The sequence below is a fragment of the uncultured Ramlibacter sp. genome, assembly GCF_936925435.1.
In the GTDB taxonomy this organism is placed as follows: Bacteria; Pseudomonadota; Gammaproteobacteria; order Burkholderiales; family Burkholderiaceae_C; genus Ramlibacter.
This window is the reverse complement of sequence record NZ_CAKZHQ010000050.1, coordinates 37,354-53,274: the sequence shown is the minus strand read 5'-3', so window position 1 is coordinate 53,274 and position 15,921 is coordinate 37,354. Positions and strand designations below refer to the sequence as shown.

The following is a 15,921-nucleotide window of genomic DNA, read 5'->3' as shown; positions in this document are numbered from 1 at the left end:
TAAGGAGGAAATTGCTCGTCAATGCGAGCCATCGGCCCAAAGAACCACTTTGACGGTTTTGAGCAGGATTTTGAAGTCGCCCAGCAGAGTCCATTCCCGCACGTAACGCGCCTCCAGCCGGACCCGGTCCTCAAAGCTGAGTTTGCTGCGCCCGCTGACTTGCCACAACCCCGTCAGCCCCGGATTGACGGCGCAGTAAGTGCGCCAGTACTTGCCGTAATACTTTTCCTGGCCAGGCATGCAAGGCCGTGGCCCCACCAGACTCATGTCACCCATCAGCACATTCCACATTTGCGGCAACTCGTCCAGGCTGGTGCGGCGGATAAAGCGGCCAAAGGGCGTGATGCGTGGATCCCGCTCCAACTTCTGGTGGGTATCCCATTGCGACTTCGCTTGCGGGTCGCTATGCAGAAAGGAAGTCAGAATTTCTTCCGAGTTCGGCACCATGGAGCGAAATTTGTAGAAACGGAACAACTTCCCGTCGCGGCCGACGCGGTCCTGAAAATAATGGACAGGGCCACGAGACGAGAGCCGCACGCCCAAGGCCACAGCCAGGTACACGGGCAAAAACAGGGTGACAAACACCAGCACGCCGAAAATATCAATCGCGCGCTTTGCCGCCAGGGCCAGCGGGCTGCGTTTCGGCGCAGAGTACTTGTCGCCAGCAACCCACTGCGAGGCATTTAGCACGGTATGCGAGTCCTCTAAATCTTGCCGGTACATGGCTATGACTCCCGTAAATGACCTATCAGAAGCGAAATTGCTGCACAGCACAATAACTGATTGGCTGAGGCGCCGATGTTACACAACGTACAGTTTTGGTTACAAGCTCAAAACTAGTGAAATATTCGCAAACACGAGTACTCCATCTGGCGTATTGACCAAGATTGTCGACAAACTCGTTACAGTAGTTTCAGAACGTTAATCCTTCGGTAACGCCAGCCGGGAGGTTTCCTTTTCAAGCCGTATGCCGCCATCGAAGGGAGTATTCACTCACTTCTATGTTTTGAGCTTGCACTTAAGGAGGGCGCCTCTGACGCCGCCTCAAAGCTCGGGGATGGGCCGCAGCCTCCGGACACGATGCTGCCGCGTCCGTTCGAACACGATCACTCGAATCCGGCACAGAAAGACCAGCGCCGCAAACGCACATATCAGCAGATACGAGATGCCAGCCACGCACCAGAGTCAGCAGCTTGCCCGATTTGGGCAGGGAAAACGGTTTCCATCCAAGGCGAAAGAAGCCGTAGCAGGCAATACATCACGACCGAGGCATAAAACGATGCGCGCACACTGCGCGGGCTCAGCCGAGCCACCACGCGCGCCGTTCAGGCCTGGATCGCCTGCTGCAAAAACTCCTGCTGCCTGGGCAGGCAAACAGTTCGCAGGTCGTAGCTATCCACGACAGTTTGTCTGGCGTTCTTGCCTATGGACTTCTGGGCTGCCGAGCCGTCCAGAATGCCAATCGCCTTGCGCACCAGTTCCTGGGTGTCGAAGAAGTTGAACAGCAGCCCGTTCTCGCCGTCCTTGATCACCTCCTTGACCGGTGCAGTGGCGCTGGCCAGCACCGTGCAGCCCGCGCTCATGGCCTCCAGGCAGCTCCAGGACAGCACGAAGGGATAGGTCAGGTAGACATGGCAGGCCGACACCTGCAGCACCCGCAGGTAGTCGGCGTATTTCAGGCGCCCCAGGAAGTGCACGCGCTCCAACGGCAGGCGGCCCCCTACTTCCTTGAGCATGGCTTGCCGCCAGGTGCCGCCGGCGGCGGGCGGCGCGCCGTAACTGACCGAGTCCTCGCCCACGATCAGGCAACGCGCTTTGGGACGCTGGGCCAGGATCTCCGGCAGCGCCCGCATGAAGGCATGGAAGCCCCGGTAAGGCTCGAGGTTGCGGTTGACGAAAGTGAGCACCTCATCGCCGGCCTTTAGAGTCAGGTTGTCACGCTGCAGCGTGATGAACGCGCCGGCATCAGGCTTGACCAAATCGGTGTCGATGCCGTCGAAGATGACGGCGGTCTTCTTCTGGTATTGCGGCGGCAGCTGTTTTTTCTGCCAATGAGTCGGCGTGTAGATGGCGTCGGCCGCGGCCAATGCATGCAGGTGGACGGTGTTTTTTAAACGCAAGCGGGCGCGCCCCTCCAGCGTGTCGGTGCTCAATTGCGGATCAAAGCTGCAATCCGCGCCTTCGGCCTGGTAGAAAAACTCGGCAAACATGACCAGCCGCACCGCCGGCCAGGCGTCCTTGCAGAACAGGGCCTCGCCCCAGCCGGGATCGGCCACGATCAGGTCGGGCCTGAAGCCGCCGGCCTTGAGCTTGGCCATCGCCGCCAGGCAGGCCCTGCCGCGCAGCACCTTGACTTCGAAGTCGGCCACGCCCGGCACCTGGCTGGCCTGGGCCGGGACGCTCACCTGGTAGCGCAGGAACTTGACGCCGGGCACGGGCCTGCCCTCGATCCCCAGCGCCACCACTTCAGCGCCCTGGCGCGCCAGTTCCTGCGCCACGTGGACAAACTGGCCGGGGAAGTTCTGGTGGATGAAGAGGATTCTTTGCATATGCATGCGCTGAGCGCGCGGGAATCATGCGGGGGTGTTGTAGAGACGGCGGTTTGGGAGCATTCTTGAATACCCGTCGGCCCAACCAGGAGCTTCACCATGTCCAAGCCCTCACGCCTGTGGTTCGCGTTCCTGGTTCTTCTGTCCACACTGGCGCAAGCCGCCACTCCCACCACCCCAGCCGCCCAGGCCGTCATCGACGCCCTCACACGGGCCAACGCCGCGGTGGTGGGCGTGCAAGTCACGGCGACACCAGGGGCGCGTTCGGCCGAGTCCCTGGGCAAGGACCGCAGCGGCTCGGGCGTGGTGATCGGGGCCGACGGCCTGGTGCTGACCATCGGTTACCTGATGCTGGAGGCCGACACCATCCAGATCGTCACCCAGGACAACAAGACCTTGCCGGCGCGCGCAGTGGCCTATGACCTGGCCACCGGCTTTGGCCTGCTGCGCCCGCTGCTGCCGCTGCGCGGCGTCAGTCCGGTGCCACTGGGCAGCCAGGCCGACGTCAAGGCCGGCGATGCGCTGATGGCCGCCACCGGCGGCGAGGACGGCGACGTGGCCATGACGCAATTGGTCAGCAAGCGTTCTTTCTCCGGTTACTGGGAATATCACATTGATGCGGCTTTGTTCACGAGTCCGCCCATCGGCAACCACAGCGGCGCGCCGCTGTTCAACCAGCGCGGCGAGCTGCTGGGCATCGGCAGCCTGTTCGTCGGCGATGCGCTGGGTGACAGCCGCCGCCTGCCAGGCAATATGTTCGTGCCGGTGGACCTGCTCAAACCCATCCTGGCAGAGATGCAGCGCACCGGCAGCAGCAAGCAAAGCCGCCGCCCCTGGCTGGGCCTGACCTCCAGCGAGCAGGGCGGCCGGGTGCAGATCGTGCGGACCAACAAGGACAGCCCGGCCGAGGCCGCCGGCCTGCAGCCCGGCGACGTGGTGCTGGCCGTGGACGGCAGCAAAGTGAGCAGCCTGGAAGAGTTCTACAAGCGCCTGTGGGCCCACGCCAACCCGGACGACGAGGTCCAGCTCACGGTGCTGCAGGGCGCCGACATCAAGACCATCACGCTCAAGGCGGTGGACCGCATGAGCACCATGGCCAAACCGGCTGGCATCTAGCCTGCATCATTCGAAAATCGGGCTGTAGCCCCCGTCCAATGGACCTAAGGCGCTATCGAATCGGGAGCAAACCGGATTCCACCGTGGGGTAGCGCAGGCGCAGGCGCAGTTCCTTTTTCAGCCGGGCGTTGTCCAGCCGGCGCGACTCGCCCATGAAGCTGAGCAAGACCAACGGCAGTTCATCCTGCGCCGTCGCACGGGCGATGCGTGGCGGGCGCGGCAGGCCATAGAGGTCGGCCGCCAGGTCGAAGTAATCGCCCATCTTCAGCTCGGTGTCGTCGCTGGCGTTGAACACCCGCTGAGGCTTGCCGCGCCACAGCGCCGCGCTCAGGGCGCGCGCCAGGTCGTCGGCATGGATGTGGTTGGTGTAGACGTCGTCGCGCGCCTGCAGCACCGGCGTGCCCTTGCGCAGGCGTTCGCGCGGAGTGCCGCCTTCGCGGTCGGGCGCGTAGATGCCCGGGATGCGCAGGATGCTGGCGCGCACATGGGCGGCGCGGCCGAAGTGGCGCACCGCTTTCTCGGCATCGACACGCCGCTGGGCCCGCGGCGTGGCCGGCCGCACCGCGCGGGTCTCATCCACCCGCGCGCCAGCGCAATCCCCATAGACACCGCTGGTGGAACCATAGGCCAGCGACCGCGGTGCGCTGCGCAGGCGCAGGGCGCGCAACAGGGCGACGGTGCGCGGGTCGCGCCACCATTGCGTCTGGCCCTCCCCCGGCGGCGGCGCCAGGTGCAGCACGCGGGTCGCCAAGCCGGCCAGACGGCGCAGGCTGGCCGGCTGGTCCAGATTGCCCTGCAGCGGCACGATGCCCTGCCCGCGAAGCTCGGCGGCCCGGCCGGGTGAGGAGGTCAGCGCGCGCAGCGCCACACGGCCTTGCAGACCACGCGCCACGCGCAGGCCAATGTCACCACAACCGACGATGAGCACACGCTCGCGGCGAAAGCGCGCCGGCAGCGCGCCAAGGGGGCTTTGGTTTGAGGGCAAAATCGGGGGGCGGTCACGCAAAAAACGACAGCCCGAGGATACATAAAACATGACGAGCGCCCAGGCCCCCGCGGGCCCTTACCAGGTCACGGTCCAGCCCAGCGGCCGCAGCTTCAGTGTCAACGAGGGTGAGGCCATCCTGGCCGCCGCCATCCGCCAGGGTGTGGGCCTGCCCTATGGCTGCAAGGACGGCGCCTGCGGATCCTGCAAATCCAAAAAGCTGCAAGGCGATGTCGCCCACGGCCCGCACCAGAGCAAGGCCTTGTCGGCCGAAGAGGAAGCCGCCGGCTACGTGCTCACCTGCAGCGCCCTGCCGCTGACGGACGTGGTGCTGGAGTCGCGCCAGGTCACCGACGAAAGCGCCTTCCCCATCAAGAAGATGCCATCCCGCGTGATCTCGCTGGAGAAGAAGTCGCACGACGTGATGGTCATCAAGCTGCAGCTGCCCGCCAACGATACCCTGCGCTACCACGCAGGCCAGTACGTGGAGTTCATCCTGCGCGACAACGCGCGGCGCAGCTATTCCATGGCCAGCGCACCCCACACCCTGGTCAAGACCGAGGCCCAGCCCACCGGCAACGGTATCGAGCTGCACATCCGCCACATGCCGGGCGGCAAGTTCACCGACCATGTGTTCAACGCGATGAAGGAAAAGGAAATCCTGCGCGTGGAAGGCCCTTACGGCAGCTTCTTCCTGCGCGAAGACTCGGACAAGCCCATGGTGCTGCTGGCCTCGGGCACGGGCTTCGCCCCCATCAAGGCCGTCATCGAGCACATGCAGTTCAAGGGCATCACCCGGCCGGCCACGCTGTACTGGGGCGGCCGCCGCCCGGCCGACCTGTACCTCGATGACTGGGTGCAGGAGCGCCTGGCCGAGATGCCCAACCTGCACTACGTGCCGGTGATCTCCAACGCCCTGCCCGAGGACAACTGGACCGGCCGCACCGGCTTTGTCCACAAGGCGGTGCTGGAAGACTTCCCCGACCTGTCGGGCCACCAGGTCTATGCCTGCGGCGCCCCCATCGTGGTCGACTCGGCCCGCGCCGAGTACAGCGCGGCGGGCAAGCTGCCGCCCGAAGAGTTCTACGCCGACGCCTTCACCACCGAAGCCGACAAGCACAAGGACGGCTGAAGCGCGCAGCAGGTAAGGGACAACCACACTGCGCCGGCCGGCCGAATCGGGACAATTGGGGCATGAACCGCAGAAACACCTTCCTGACTTCCGTCGCGGCCGCGGCCGTGTTCCTGACCACCGGCGCCTGGGCGCAGCAGCGGCCGATCCGCCTGGTCGTTCCCTACGGCGCCGGCGGCCCGATCGACGTCACGGCCCGCATCCTGGCCGAGCGGGTCAAGGACTCGCTGGGGCCCGTCATCATCGACAACAAGCCCGGCGGTGGCGGCAACATCGGCGCCGACATGGTGGCCAAGGCAGCGCCGGACGGCCTGACCATTGGAATCTCTGCGGTTGCCACCCATGCCATCAATCCCTGGCTGTTCAGCAAGATGCCCTACGACGTCACCAGGGACTTCGCTGCCATCACGCAGATGGTGCGCGTGCCCAACGTGCTGGTCATGAACGCCGAGACCGCCACGCGCCTGAAGATCAACAGCCTGGCCGACCTGATCGCCTACGCCAAGGCCAACCCGGCCAAGCTCAATTACGGCAGCGGCGGCAACGGCAGCGCCGGCCACCTGGCCGGCGAGATGTTCAAGCGCGATGCCGGCATCTTCGCCCTGCACATCCCCTACAACGGCGGCAACCCGGCCCAGCTGGCCCTGCTGGCAGGCCAGGTCGATTTCAACTTCGACAACCTGGCCACGGCCGCGCCCAACATCCGCAGCGGCAAGCTCAAGGCACTGGCCGTCACCACCTTGGGCGCGTCGCCCAGCCTGCCGGGCGTGCCGCCGGTGGCGGCCACGCTCAAGGGCTTTTCCATCGACACTTGGTGGGGCCTGGTGGCGCCGGCAGGCACGCCGCCGGCGGTGGTGGCCAAACTCAACCAGGCCTTCGTGGCGGCACTGCAGTCGCCCGAGGCCAGGAGCCGCTTCGCCACGCTGCTGGCCGAGCCGGTGACCAGCACGCCCGAGGAGTTCGCTGCCTTCATGAAGGCCGAACTGGCCAAGTACGAGAAGGTCGTCAAGGCCTCGGGCGCCAAGGTGGACTGAGAAAGAACACATGCACGTCAAACACATCGCCCTGCCCCTGGCTGCCCTGGCCTTTTGCGCCGCCAGCTTCGCCCAGCCCGTTGCCCCGGTGCAGACCCTGGCAGCCAGCGAGCAACCCAAGCTGCTGGAGACCCTCAAGACCCTGGTCGAAATCGAGACCGGCAGCACCAACCGCGCCGGCCTGGACAAGGCCTCGACCTTCATCGCCGAACGCCTCAAGGCCCTGGGCGCCGAAGTGGTGTTCATGGAGCCGACCGCTGCCGACACCTACCGCATGGAGGACACGCCGGAAAAGCCCGAGGCGATCGGCCGCACGGTGCGCGCCAGCTTCAAGGGCACGGGCACGAAGAAGATCCTGCTGATCGCCCACATGGACACGGTCTACCCGGCCGGCATGCTGGCCCAGCAGCCCTGGCGCATCGACGGCAACAAGGCCTACGGACTGGGCATTTCGGACGACAAGCAGGGCGTGGCCGTCATCCTGCACACGGTGGCCATGCTCAAGGCCTTGAACGTGCGCGACTACGGCACGCTCACGGTGATGGTCAACGGCGACGAGGAGATCAGCTCGCCGGCCGCGCGCAAGTGGCTGTCCCAGGCCGGCGCCGAGCACGATGCCGTGATGTCCTTCGAGGCCTCGCGCACCGAGTCCGACAAGATCGCCCTGGCCACCAGCGGCATCGCCCTGGCCACGCTCAGCGTCAAGGGCCGGGCCTCGCACGCGGGCGGCGCGCCCGAACACGGCGTCAATGCCTTGTATGAGCTATCGCACCAGCTGCTGCAACTGCGCGACCTGTCGGTGCCGGCGCGCGGCCTGAAGATGAACTGGACCATGTCCAGGGCCGGTGTGGTGCGCAACATGATCCCGCCGGGCGCCCAGGCCTGGGCCGACATCCGCCTGCTCAAGGTGGCCGATCTGGCCGGCCTGGAAAAGCAGATCGCCGAACGCATCAAGACCAAGCTGCTGCCCGAGTCGGAAGTCACGGTGACCATCGAGAACCGGCGCCCGCCGCTGGAAGCCACGGCCGCCTCGCGCGCCCTGGCCGTGCACGCCCAGCGCATCTACAAGGAACTGGCCATGAACCTGGTGGTCGACCCCGAGCCCGAAGGCGGCGGCACCGACGCGGCGTTTGCCGCATTGCAGACCAAGGCGCCGGTGATTGAACGCTTTGGTTTGCGGGGTTTCGGCGCCCATTCCACCAACGCCGAGTACGTGCTGATCGACTCCATCCAGCCGCGTCTGTATCTGGCAACACGCATGGTCATGGAAATCGCCTCCGGCAAAGCCCTGTAAAACCCAGTTTCCAGGGGTTTTCGGCCCTCAGCCCCCGTCTTGATTGCCCCAGGCGCTCCTGAAAAAGGAGCGCCCCGGCACCACAAGCTGTGCTGGCTGTGCGGTTTTCTGACAGCTGAGCGTGTAAGCAGGGCGTACAGTGGTGACATCCGTCCACGGGAGTACGCCATGCCCCAGCAGCGTCATGCCTTGTGTTGTGTCCTTGCCTTGCTCGCTGGCACGCCCGCCTGGGCCCAGAGCGAAGCCAACACCGCCTGGCCGGCGTTGAGCCGCGGCTACCTGGGCTTGAGCCTGGGCCAGTCCGACTACCGCGTCGGCTGCGGCAACACCCTGTTCCCCTGCGACGAAAAGGACAACTCGGTCAACCTCTATGCCGGCAGCATGCTGGGCAACTTCTGGGGTGTGGAACTGGGCTACATCAACATGGGCCGGGTCGACCGCGCCGGCGGCAGCACCAAGGTCCAGGGCCTGAACCTCAGCCTGGTGGGCAATGCGCCCTTGGGCGGCAGCGCCTTCGGCGTGTTCGGCAAGCTGGGCACAACCTATGGCTTCACAGACTCTTCGACGGCCGCCGGCAGCGGCGCGGCCGGCGGCTCGGAAAACGGTTTCGGCCTGTCCTACGGCGCCGGTGTCAGCTACGACTTCACACCCAAGCTGTCGGCCACCCTGGGCTGGGACAGCCACGACCTGCGATTTGCCGGCAGCGGCCGCGACGCGGTGCGCTCGACCAGCCTGGGCCTGCGCTACAGGTACTAGAAAGCCTATTCGCCCAAGTAGGCTGCCCGAACCTTGGGATCGCTGAGCATGGCCTTGGCCTCGCCCGACATGGTGATCAGGCCCGACTCCATCACATAGCCACGGTCGGCGATCTGCAGCGCGCGGCTGGCGTTCTGCTCCACCAGCAGCACCGTCACGCCCTGGGCATAGACCTCGCGCACCACCTCGAAGATCTTGTCGACCATGATGGGCGACAGGCCCATCGAGGGCTCGTCCAGCAGCAGTACCTTGGGTCGGCTCATCAGGGCGCGGCCCATCGCCAGCATCTGCTGCTCGCCGCCCGACATGGTGCCGGCCAGTTGGTCCTTGCGCTCCTTGAGCCGCGGGAAGATGGTGAACACCTTGTCCATGTCGGCCGCGATCTCGGGCTTGTCGTTGCGGATGTGGGCGCCCATCTGCAGGTTCTCGGTGATGGTCATGCGGGTGAACACGCCGCGGCCTTCCGGCACCATCGCCAGGCCCTGCTTGACCAGGTCCCAGGCACCCTTGCCCTTGATGCTCTGGCCCAGGTATTCGATGTCGCCCTGGGCCACGCCCAGGGTGCCGGTGATGGCCTTCATGGTGGTGGTTTTGCCGGCACCGTTGGAGCCGATCAGGGTGACCAGCTCGCCTTCGCGGACCTCGAAGTCCACACCCTTGACGGCCTGGATGCCGCCGTAGGCGACCTTCAGGCCGCTGACTTTCAGCAGGATCTTGCTCATTGTTCTTCTCCGCTCAGGGCTGCCGCGGCCGGGCCGCCGGCGCCGGCCGCCTGGGTGTGGTTTTGTCCCAGGTAGGCTTCGATGACTTTCTCGTTCTTCTGCACGTCATAGGGCGTGCCTTGCGCGATCTGCTTGCCGTAGTCGAGCACGGTGACGCGGTCGCACAGACCCATCACCAGCTTGACGTCGTGCTCGATCAGCAAGATGGTGCGGTTGTCCTTGCGGATGCGGTCGATCAGCTCGCGCAGCATCACCTTCTCGGTGGCGTTCATGCCGGCGGCCGGCTCGTCCAGCGCGATCAGCTGCGGGTCTGTGGCCAGGGCGCGGGCGATCTCCAGGCGGCGCTGGTCGCCGTACGACAGGGTGCGGGCCTTGTAGTCGGCGTACTTGCCGATGCCCACGTAGTCCAGCAGCTCCTGCGAGCGCTTGGCAATGGCCGCCTCTTCCTTCTTGAAGCCGGGGGTGCGCAAGATGGCGCCCAGCAGGCCCGAGTGGGTGCGGATGTGGCGGCCGACCATCACGTTTTCCAGCGCCGTCATGTCCGAGAACAGGCGGATGTTCTGGAAAGTGCGGGCGATGCCGGCCTTGGCCACCTCGTGCACAGCCGTGGGCTTGTAGGGCTTGCCCGCCAGCTCGAAAGTCCCGCTGTCGGGCGTGTACAGGCCGGTGATGACGTTGAAGAAGGTGGTCTTGCCGGCGCCGTTGGGGCCGATCAGGCCGTAGACCTGGCCACGCTCGATGGTCAGGCCCACGTCCGACAAGGCCTGCAGGCCGCCGAAGCGCTTGGAGATTCCGGCGACGCGGAGAACTGTTTCTGCCATGGTGTTCTCCTTACTTGGCGGCGGGCTGCAGCGACTTGCCGTGTTCCGGCGCCGGCCACAGGCCGCGCGGACGCAGCAGCATGACGATGATCATGGCCAGCGCGATCAGCAGCTGGCGCAGGATGGAGGCGTCGAGCCGGCCGCCCGTGAGCAACTGCAGGTCGAACACGCCGGAGACCCAGCGAAGCACCTCGGGCAGGGCCGACAGCAGCACCGCGCCCAGGATCACGCCGGGCAAGTGGCCGATGCCGCCAAGCACCACCATGGCGACGATCATCACCGACTCCATCAGGCTGAACGACTCGGGCGAGACGAAGCCCTGGAAGGCCGCGAACATGGCGCCGGAGACGCCGCCGAAGGTGGCGCCCATGCCGAAGGCCAGCAGTTTCATGTTGCGGGTGTTGATGCCCATGGCCTTGGCGGCGATCTCGTCCTCGCGGATGGCCATCCAGGCGCGGCCGATGCGCGAGCGCTCCAGCCGGTGGCAGATGACCACGCTGACCAGCACCAGGGCCAGGAACAGGTAGAAGTACTGCGTGACCGAGTTGAGCGTGTAGCTGCCGATCTCCAGCGGCTTGCCCAGGTTCAGGCCGAAGAACTTGATCGAGTCGATCTGGTTGAGCCCCTTGGGCCCGTTGGTGATGTTGACCGGATGGTCCAGGTTGTTCAGGAAGACGCGGATGATCTCGCCGAAGCCCAGGGTCACGATGGCCAGGTAGTCGCCGCGCAGCTTGAGGGTCGGCGCACCCAGCAGGATGCCCAGCACCCCGGCCAGCAAGGCCGCGGCCGGGATCACGAGGTAGATCGGCAAATGCAAGCCCGCGGGAAAACTCGCTGCGATCCAGGCGAAGCTCTCGGCCAGGTGCGGCGACGCCAGCAGGCCGTACATGTAGGCGCCGATGGCGAAGAAGGCGACGAAGCCCAGGTCCAGCAGGCCGGCATAGCCGACCACGATGTTCAGGCCCAGGGCCAGCAGCACGTAGAGCAGCGCCATGTCGGCGATGCGCACCCAGAAGTTGCCCATGCCCTGCAGCAGCAGCGGCAGGATGGCCAGGGCCAGCGCGCCCAGCGCGTAGACCACATACTTGTTTTGCTTGTTGATGAAATTCATCATGGTGATGTCCTCCTCAAGCCCGGTCCGCCACCCGCTCACCCAGCAAGCCCGAGGGGCGCAGGGTCAGCATGATGATCAGCACGATGAAAGCGAAAATGTCGGAGTAGTGGCTGCCCAGCACCCCGCCGGTCAGCGAGCCGATGTAGCCCGAGCCGATCGACTCGATCAGCCCCAGCAGGATGCCGCCGACCACCGCGCCGGCCAGGTTGCCGATGCCGCCGAACACCGCCGCGGTGAAGGCCTTGAGGCCGGGCAGGAAGCCCATGGTGTGCTGCACCGTGCCGTAGTTGGAGGCGTACATCACGCCGGCGATGGTGGCCAGCACCGCGCCAATGATGAAGGTGGCCGAGATCACCGTGTCGGGCTTGACGCCCATCAACGCGGCCACCCGCGGGTTCTCCGAGGTGGCGCGCATCGCTCGGCCCAGCTTGGTGTAGTTGACCAGGTACATCAGGACGGCCAGCGACACCGCCGTCAGGCCCAGAATCATGATCTGGGTGGGCGTGATCACCGCACCGCCGATGTTCAGGGGCGCAGCTGGCAGCAGCGTGGGATAGGGCTTGTAGTTGGGCTTGAAGATGATCATGGCCAGCGTCTGCAGCAGGATGGACATGCCGATGGCGGTGATCAATGGCGCCAGCTTGGGGCTGTTGCGCAGCGGCCGGTAGGCCACCTTCTCGATGACGAAATTGAGCGCCGCGGCGACCACGCAGGCGATCACCATCGCGATGATCAGGATGATCCAGCCCGGCGCGCCGGGCATGGCCTCCTGCATGGTCACGATGATCGCCCAGCTGGTGAGCGCACCCACCATGAGCACCTCGCCGTGCGCAAAGTTGATCAGGTTGATGATGCCGTACACCATGGTGTAGCCCAACGCTACCAAGGCATACATGCTGCCGAGAACCAGACCGTTGATGATCTGTTGCAGCAGGATTTCCATATTGCTTCTCCGTGTTTTTGACCGGCCTTGCCAGCCAGGTTGGCCCGGGGCGCTGTTGACCCCGGCCCTGTCGCCGGCGGCGGATCTCATGAATCCCCCATCCAGCTAGCAAAAAACCCGCCAAGCTGCTCCATGGGCGGGTTTGTGGGGGCGATTGTAGCGACGGGAACTGACTGCAAAAGCATTCCCTTGGCGGGGTTTTCCCTCTTCGCGCAGTTTTAGAGAGGCGTCTCTGCTTTACCGGTCCTGCTGGCCGTTGAGCCGCTTGAGTTCGCGCAGCTTGTCGGCGATGCGGATTTCCAGGCCGCGCTCGACCGGCCGGTAGAACTGCGGCGCGGCCATGCCCTCGGGGAAATAGTTTTCGCCGGCCGCGAAACCACCCTCCTCGCTGTGGGCATAGCGGTAGTCCTTGCCGTAATCAAGGTCCTTCATCAGCTTGGTGGGCGCATTGCGCAGATGCATGGGCACGGGCCGCGTGCCATCCTTCTTGACCAGGGCCTTGGCCTCGTTGAAGGCGGTGTAGGCCGCGTTGGATTTGGGCGCCACCGCCAGATAGAGCACGCACTGCGCCAGGGCCAGCTCGCCCTCGGGCGTGCCCAGGCGCTCGTAGGTCTCGGCCGCGTCCAGCGCCAGCCGCAGAGCACGCGGATCGGCCAGGCCTATGTCCTCGCTGGCCATGCGCACCAGGCGGCGCGCCATGTAGCGCGGATCGGCACCGCCGTCGAGCATGCGCACAAACCAGTACAGCGATGCATCGGGGTCGGAACCGCGCACGCTTTTATGCAGGGCGCTGATGGTGTCGTAGAACTGCTCGCCGCCCTTGTCGTAGCGGCGCATGCGCTCGCCCAGCACGCGCAGCAGCCAGACATCCGTCACCTCGGCCAGCTTTTCGCTGCTGGCGGCGACGGCAAGGGTCTCCAGCGTGTTGAGCAAACGCCTGGCATCGCCGTCGGCATAGGCCACCAGCCGGTCGATCGCCGACGCCTCGATGGGCGGCACGGCGTCGATGGCCTGGGCCTTGGCGACGATCTGCTTGAGGTCCTCCTCGGCCAGCGGCTGCAGCACATAGACGGCGGCGCGCGACAGCAGGGCGGAGTTGACCTCGAAGGACGGGTTCTCGGTGGTGGCGCCGATGAAGGTGAACAGCCCCGACTCCACATGCGGCAGGAAGGCGTCCTGCTGGCTCTTGTTGAAGCGGTGGACCTCGTCGACGAAGACGATGGTGCGTCGGCCTTCGGATCCCATGATCCCTTGCGCCACCTGGGCCTGCTCCACCGCCTCGCGGATGTCCTTGACCCCGCCCAGCACCGCGCTGATGGTGATGAACTGGGCATCGAAGGCATCGGCCATCAGGCGCGCAATGGTGGTCTTGCCGGTGCCCGGAGGCCCCCACAGGATGCAGCTGTGCGGCTGGCCGGACTCGAAGGCGATGCGCAGCGGCATGCCCTCGCCCAGCAGGTGCTGCTGGCCGATCACCTCGCCCAGGGTCTGGGGGCGCAGGCGTTCGGCCAGGGGGGGATGGGTAGAGGGGGAGGACTTCGCCACGTGCTGAGTTTATAGTCCGGCCATCATGGAATCAGCCCTCTCCGCCTTGCTGGGCGCCTTGATCGGCGGCGGCATCAGCTTTCTGCTCAATCGCCAGCAGTTCGCCCACCAGCAGCGCATGCTGGAGCAGCAGCACAAGACCGAGTTCATGGCGGAGTCCACCGCCCGGCATTTCCTCAGCCACAAGAGCTTCACCGACCGCTCCTTCGAGACCCTCAGGGCACACCTGGGCGGCTTTGAAGACGACGAATTGCGCAAGATCCTGGTGCGCGCCGGCGCCATGCGGGTCTACCGCGAGGACGGCAGCGAATGGTGGCGCCTGCTCTCGCGCATGGACGAATTCATCGAGCGCAAGCAGCTCGAGAAGATCACCCGCGAGATCTGAGATGGCGCCGCTGCGCATCCGGACCATGGGCAGCGCGGACATGGCGCAGGCCATCGAGTGGGCGGCGCAGGAAGGCTGGAATCCCGGCCTGCACGATGGTCAGACCTTCCACGCCGCCGACCCCGAAGGCTTTCTGGTGGGTGAGCAGGGCGGCCGGCCGGTGGCCGCCATCTCGGTGGTGCGCTATGGCACCGGCGCCGGCTTCCTGGGTCTGTACATCGTGCTGCCGGACGTGCGTGGTCAGGGCCTGGGCTGGCAGCTGTGGCAAGCCGGCATGGCCAGGCTGGCGGGGCGTCAGGTCGGCCTGGACGGCGTGCCGGCGCAGCAGGCCAATTACCGCAAGTCGGGCTTTCGCATGGCCTGGCGCAATGCGCGCTATGAGGGCCGAGGCCTGGCCGGTGCGGCCATCGACCCCCGCATCGTGCCGCTGGACAGCCTGCCGTTCGAGACCGTGCGCGGCTACGACGCGCCCTTCTTTCCGGACGACCGCGCGCAATTCCTGCGCGACTGGATCGCACAGCCCCAGGCCTGCGCGCTGGGCTTCGTGAACAACGGCAGTCTGCAGGGCTACGGTCTGGTGCGGCCCTGCCGCAGCGGCCACAAGATCGGCCCCTTGTTCGCGGACAGCGAGGCGGCCGCCCAGGCCTTGTACCTGGCCCTGGCCACCAGCGTGCCGGCGCAGGACCCGCTCTACCTGGACATCGCCGAACCCAATGCCGCGGCCCTGGCGCTGGCCCGCCGGCACGGCATGACCAAGGTGTTCGAGACGGCCCGCATGTACACCGGCTCACCGCCCGTGCTGCCGCTAGACCGCATGTACGGCATCACCAGCTTCGAGCTGGGCTAGCTACTGTTTGACGACAGTCGCGCCCTGCGGCGGCTTGAACTGGAAGGCTTCGGCCGGCACGGCGACATTGGTTTCCATCTTGCTGAAGGTCATCAGCGAGCGCTGGCCGAAGCTGTCCAGGATGTCCAGCGCCGCCAACTCGTTGCCACGGAACCCCACCTTCACGCTGGCCAGCTGGCCGTCCTTGGCCTTGGGCGTGGCCTGCACCCATTGCAGGCCGTCCTTGTCCGCCACGGCCTCCAGGTTGAAGTCCTTGCGCAGGGCGCCCAGGTCAGGCGCGGAGGCGATCAGGGCCGCCGGCGTCGAGCCCAGCACCTGGGCCTGCTTGCGCGCCGTCACCTGGTTGAGGTCCACGTCGTGCAGCCACAGGGTCTGGCCGTCGGCCACGATGGTCTGCTCGAAAGGTTTCTTGTAGATGAAACGGAAGCGGTTGGGCCGGGCGAACTCGAAGCTGCCGCTGGAGGTCTTGCTGCGCGCGGCCTGGCCGTCGCGCGCCGGGGCCGTCACCACCTGGCTGAACTCGGCGCGCCCGCTGCTTGCCGACTTGACGAAGTTTTCCAGGCTTTCCATGCCCGTAGCCCCCGCCGATTGGACGTATAACGCTATTAAAAAAGGAGCGATGAGTTGATGCATGGGTCTATCGTGGCATGCGCGGCCGGTCCGTGGGTCAAGCCCAGG

16 protein-coding genes are annotated in these 15,921 nt (G+C 65.8%); 7 read left to right on the top strand and 9 right to left on the bottom strand.

Annotated features, from left to right (window positions below; genetic code table 11):
- Positions 1-18: 18 nt before the first annotated feature.
- Entirely contained in the window at positions 19-723 is a 705-nt protein-coding gene (locus tag Q0632_RS20545) for a sugar transferase (protein WP_298933734.1), read from the bottom strand.
- Positions 724-1,325: 602 nt separating this feature from the next.
- Positions 1,326-2,549 carry a glycosyltransferase gene (locus Q0632_RS20540; RefSeq protein ID WP_298933732.1) on the bottom strand — a complete coding sequence of 408 codons (1,224 nt, stop codon included), beginning with the start codon at positions 2,547-2,549 and terminating at the stop codon, positions 1,326-1,328.
- Positions 2,550-2,648: 99 nt separating this feature from the next.
- Between Q0632_RS20540 and Q0632_RS20535 the strand changes: the two genes are divergently transcribed.
- Positions 2,649-3,665 (top strand): S1C family serine protease, encoded by a 1,017-nt coding sequence (locus tag Q0632_RS20535; protein WP_298933730.1) that lies wholly within the window; start codon positions 2,649-2,651, stop codon positions 3,663-3,665.
- Positions 3,666-3,717: 52 nt separating this feature from the next.
- Here the strand turns inward: Q0632_RS20535 and Q0632_RS20530 are convergent, their stop codons facing one another.
- A complete protein-coding gene (locus Q0632_RS20530; protein ID WP_298933728.1) occupies positions 3,718-4,650 on the bottom strand; it encodes an SDR family oxidoreductase in 933 nt (310 codons plus the stop codon).
- Between the two features lie 49 nt (positions 4,651-4,699).
- Here Q0632_RS20530 and Q0632_RS20525 point away from each other — a divergent pair, with 49 nt between their 5' ends.
- From Q0632_RS20525 to Q0632_RS20510, 4 genes are all read left to right on the top strand, one after another.
- Positions 4,700-5,782, top strand: coding sequence for a CDP-6-deoxy-delta-3,4-glucoseen reductase (locus Q0632_RS20525; RefSeq protein WP_298933727.1), 1,083 nt, complete (start codon positions 4,700-4,702; stop codon positions 5,780-5,782).
- A gap of 62 nt (positions 5,783-5,844) precedes the next feature.
- Positions 5,845-6,816: a tripartite tricarboxylate transporter substrate binding protein gene (locus Q0632_RS20520; protein WP_298933726.1), complete on the top strand. Its 972-nt coding sequence runs from the start codon at positions 5,845-5,847 to the stop codon at positions 6,814-6,816.
- A gap of 10 nt (positions 6,817-6,826) precedes the next feature.
- Positions 6,827-8,110 (top strand): glutamate carboxypeptidase, encoded by a 1,284-nt coding sequence (locus tag Q0632_RS20515; protein WP_298933724.1) that lies wholly within the window; start codon positions 6,827-6,829, stop codon positions 8,108-8,110.
- A gap of 168 nt (positions 8,111-8,278) precedes the next feature.
- Positions 8,279-8,866, top strand: coding sequence for an outer membrane beta-barrel protein (locus tag Q0632_RS20510; RefSeq protein ID WP_298933722.1), 588 nt, complete (start codon positions 8,279-8,281; stop codon positions 8,864-8,866).
- A 5-nt stretch (positions 8,867-8,871) separates the two neighbouring features.
- Here Q0632_RS20510 and Q0632_RS20505 read toward each other — a convergent pair whose 3' ends face one another.
- The 5 genes from Q0632_RS20505 to Q0632_RS20485 all read right to left on the bottom strand — a co-directional run bounded on the left by Q0632_RS20505 (position 8,872) and on the right by Q0632_RS20485 (position 14,011).
- A complete protein-coding gene (locus tag Q0632_RS20505) occupies positions 8,872-9,588 on the bottom strand; it encodes an ABC transporter ATP-binding protein (RefSeq protein WP_298933720.1) in 717 nt (238 codons plus the stop codon).
- Positions 9,585-10,409, bottom strand: a complete 825-nt coding sequence (locus tag Q0632_RS20500; protein WP_298933718.1) for an ABC transporter ATP-binding protein — start codon at positions 10,407-10,409, stop codon at positions 9,585-9,587. The genes Q0632_RS20505 and Q0632_RS20500 overlap by 4 nt, the downstream gene beginning before the upstream one ends.
- A gap of 10 nt (positions 10,410-10,419) precedes the next feature.
- Positions 10,420-11,523, bottom strand: a complete 1,104-nt coding sequence (locus Q0632_RS20495; RefSeq protein WP_298933715.1) for an ABC transporter ATP-binding protein — start codon at positions 11,521-11,523, stop codon at positions 10,420-10,422.
- Between the two features lie 13 nt (positions 11,524-11,536).
- Positions 11,537-12,466: a branched-chain amino acid ABC transporter permease gene (locus Q0632_RS20490; protein WP_298933713.1), complete on the bottom strand. Its 930-nt coding sequence runs from the start codon at positions 12,464-12,466 to the stop codon at positions 11,537-11,539.
- A 237-nt stretch (positions 12,467-12,703) separates the two neighbouring features.
- Positions 12,704-14,011, bottom strand: coding sequence for a replication-associated recombination protein A (locus Q0632_RS20485; RefSeq protein ID WP_298933711.1), 1,308 nt, complete (start codon positions 14,009-14,011; stop codon positions 12,704-12,706).
- A gap of 25 nt (positions 14,012-14,036) precedes the next feature.
- Here Q0632_RS20485 and Q0632_RS20480 point away from each other — a divergent pair, with 25 nt between their 5' ends.
- Both Q0632_RS20480 and Q0632_RS20475 read left to right on the top strand, forming a co-directional pair.
- Positions 14,037-14,396 (top strand): hypothetical protein, encoded by a 360-nt coding sequence (locus Q0632_RS20480; protein ID WP_298933709.1) that lies wholly within the window; start codon positions 14,037-14,039, stop codon positions 14,394-14,396.
- Between the two features lies 1 nt (position 14,397).
- Positions 14,398-15,243: a GNAT family N-acetyltransferase gene (locus tag Q0632_RS20475; protein WP_298933707.1), complete on the top strand. Its 846-nt coding sequence runs from the start codon at positions 14,398-14,400 to the stop codon at positions 15,241-15,243.
- On the opposite strand, the gene lolA is transcribed toward Q0632_RS20475, so the two are convergent.
- Entirely contained in the window at positions 15,244-15,876 is a 633-nt protein-coding gene (lolA, locus tag Q0632_RS20470) for an outer membrane lipoprotein chaperone LolA (RefSeq protein ID WP_298933706.1), read from the bottom strand.
- Positions 15,877-15,921: the final 45 nt, after the last annotated feature.

Coding starts and splice junctions, on each gene's coding strand:
- Q0632_RS20520 (WP_298933726.1), top strand. CDS start 5,845: ATGAACCGCAGAAACACCTTCCTGACTTCCGTCGCGGCCGCGGCCGTG.
- Q0632_RS20495 (WP_298933715.1), bottom strand. CDS start 11,523: ATGATGAATTTCATCAACAAGCAAAACAAGTATGTGGTCTACGCGCTG.
- Q0632_RS20545 (WP_298933734.1), bottom strand. CDS start 723: ATGTACCGGCAAGATTTAGAGGACTCGCATACCGTGCTAAATGCCTCG.
- Q0632_RS20535 (WP_298933730.1), top strand. CDS start 2,649: ATGTCCAAGCCCTCACGCCTGTGGTTCGCGTTCCTGGTTCTTCTGTCC.
- Q0632_RS20540 (WP_298933732.1), bottom strand. CDS start 2,549: ATGCAAAGAATCCTCTTCATCCACCAGAACTTCCCCGGCCAGTTTGTC.
- Q0632_RS20490 (WP_298933713.1), bottom strand. CDS start 12,466: ATGGAAATCCTGCTGCAACAGATCATCAACGGTCTGGTTCTCGGCAGC.
- Q0632_RS20510 (WP_298933722.1), top strand. CDS start 8,279: ATGCCCCAGCAGCGTCATGCCTTGTGTTGTGTCCTTGCCTTGCTCGCT.
- Q0632_RS20475 (WP_298933707.1), top strand. CDS start 14,398: ATGGCGCCGCTGCGCATCCGGACCATGGGCAGCGCGGACATGGCGCAG.
- Q0632_RS20525 (WP_298933727.1), top strand. CDS start 4,700: ATGACGAGCGCCCAGGCCCCCGCGGGCCCTTACCAGGTCACGGTCCAG.
- Q0632_RS20515 (WP_298933724.1), top strand. CDS start 6,827: ATGCACGTCAAACACATCGCCCTGCCCCTGGCTGCCCTGGCCTTTTGC.
- lolA (WP_298933706.1), bottom strand. CDS start 15,876: ATGCATCAACTCATCGCTCCTTTTTTAATAGCGTTATACGTCCAATCG.
- Q0632_RS20505 (WP_298933720.1), bottom strand. CDS start 9,588: ATGAGCAAGATCCTGCTGAAAGTCAGCGGCCTGAAGGTCGCCTACGGC.
- Q0632_RS20480 (WP_298933709.1), top strand. CDS start 14,037: ATGGAATCAGCCCTCTCCGCCTTGCTGGGCGCCTTGATCGGCGGCGGC.
- Q0632_RS20500 (WP_298933718.1), bottom strand. CDS start 10,409: ATGGCAGAAACAGTTCTCCGCGTCGCCGGAATCTCCAAGCGCTTCGGC.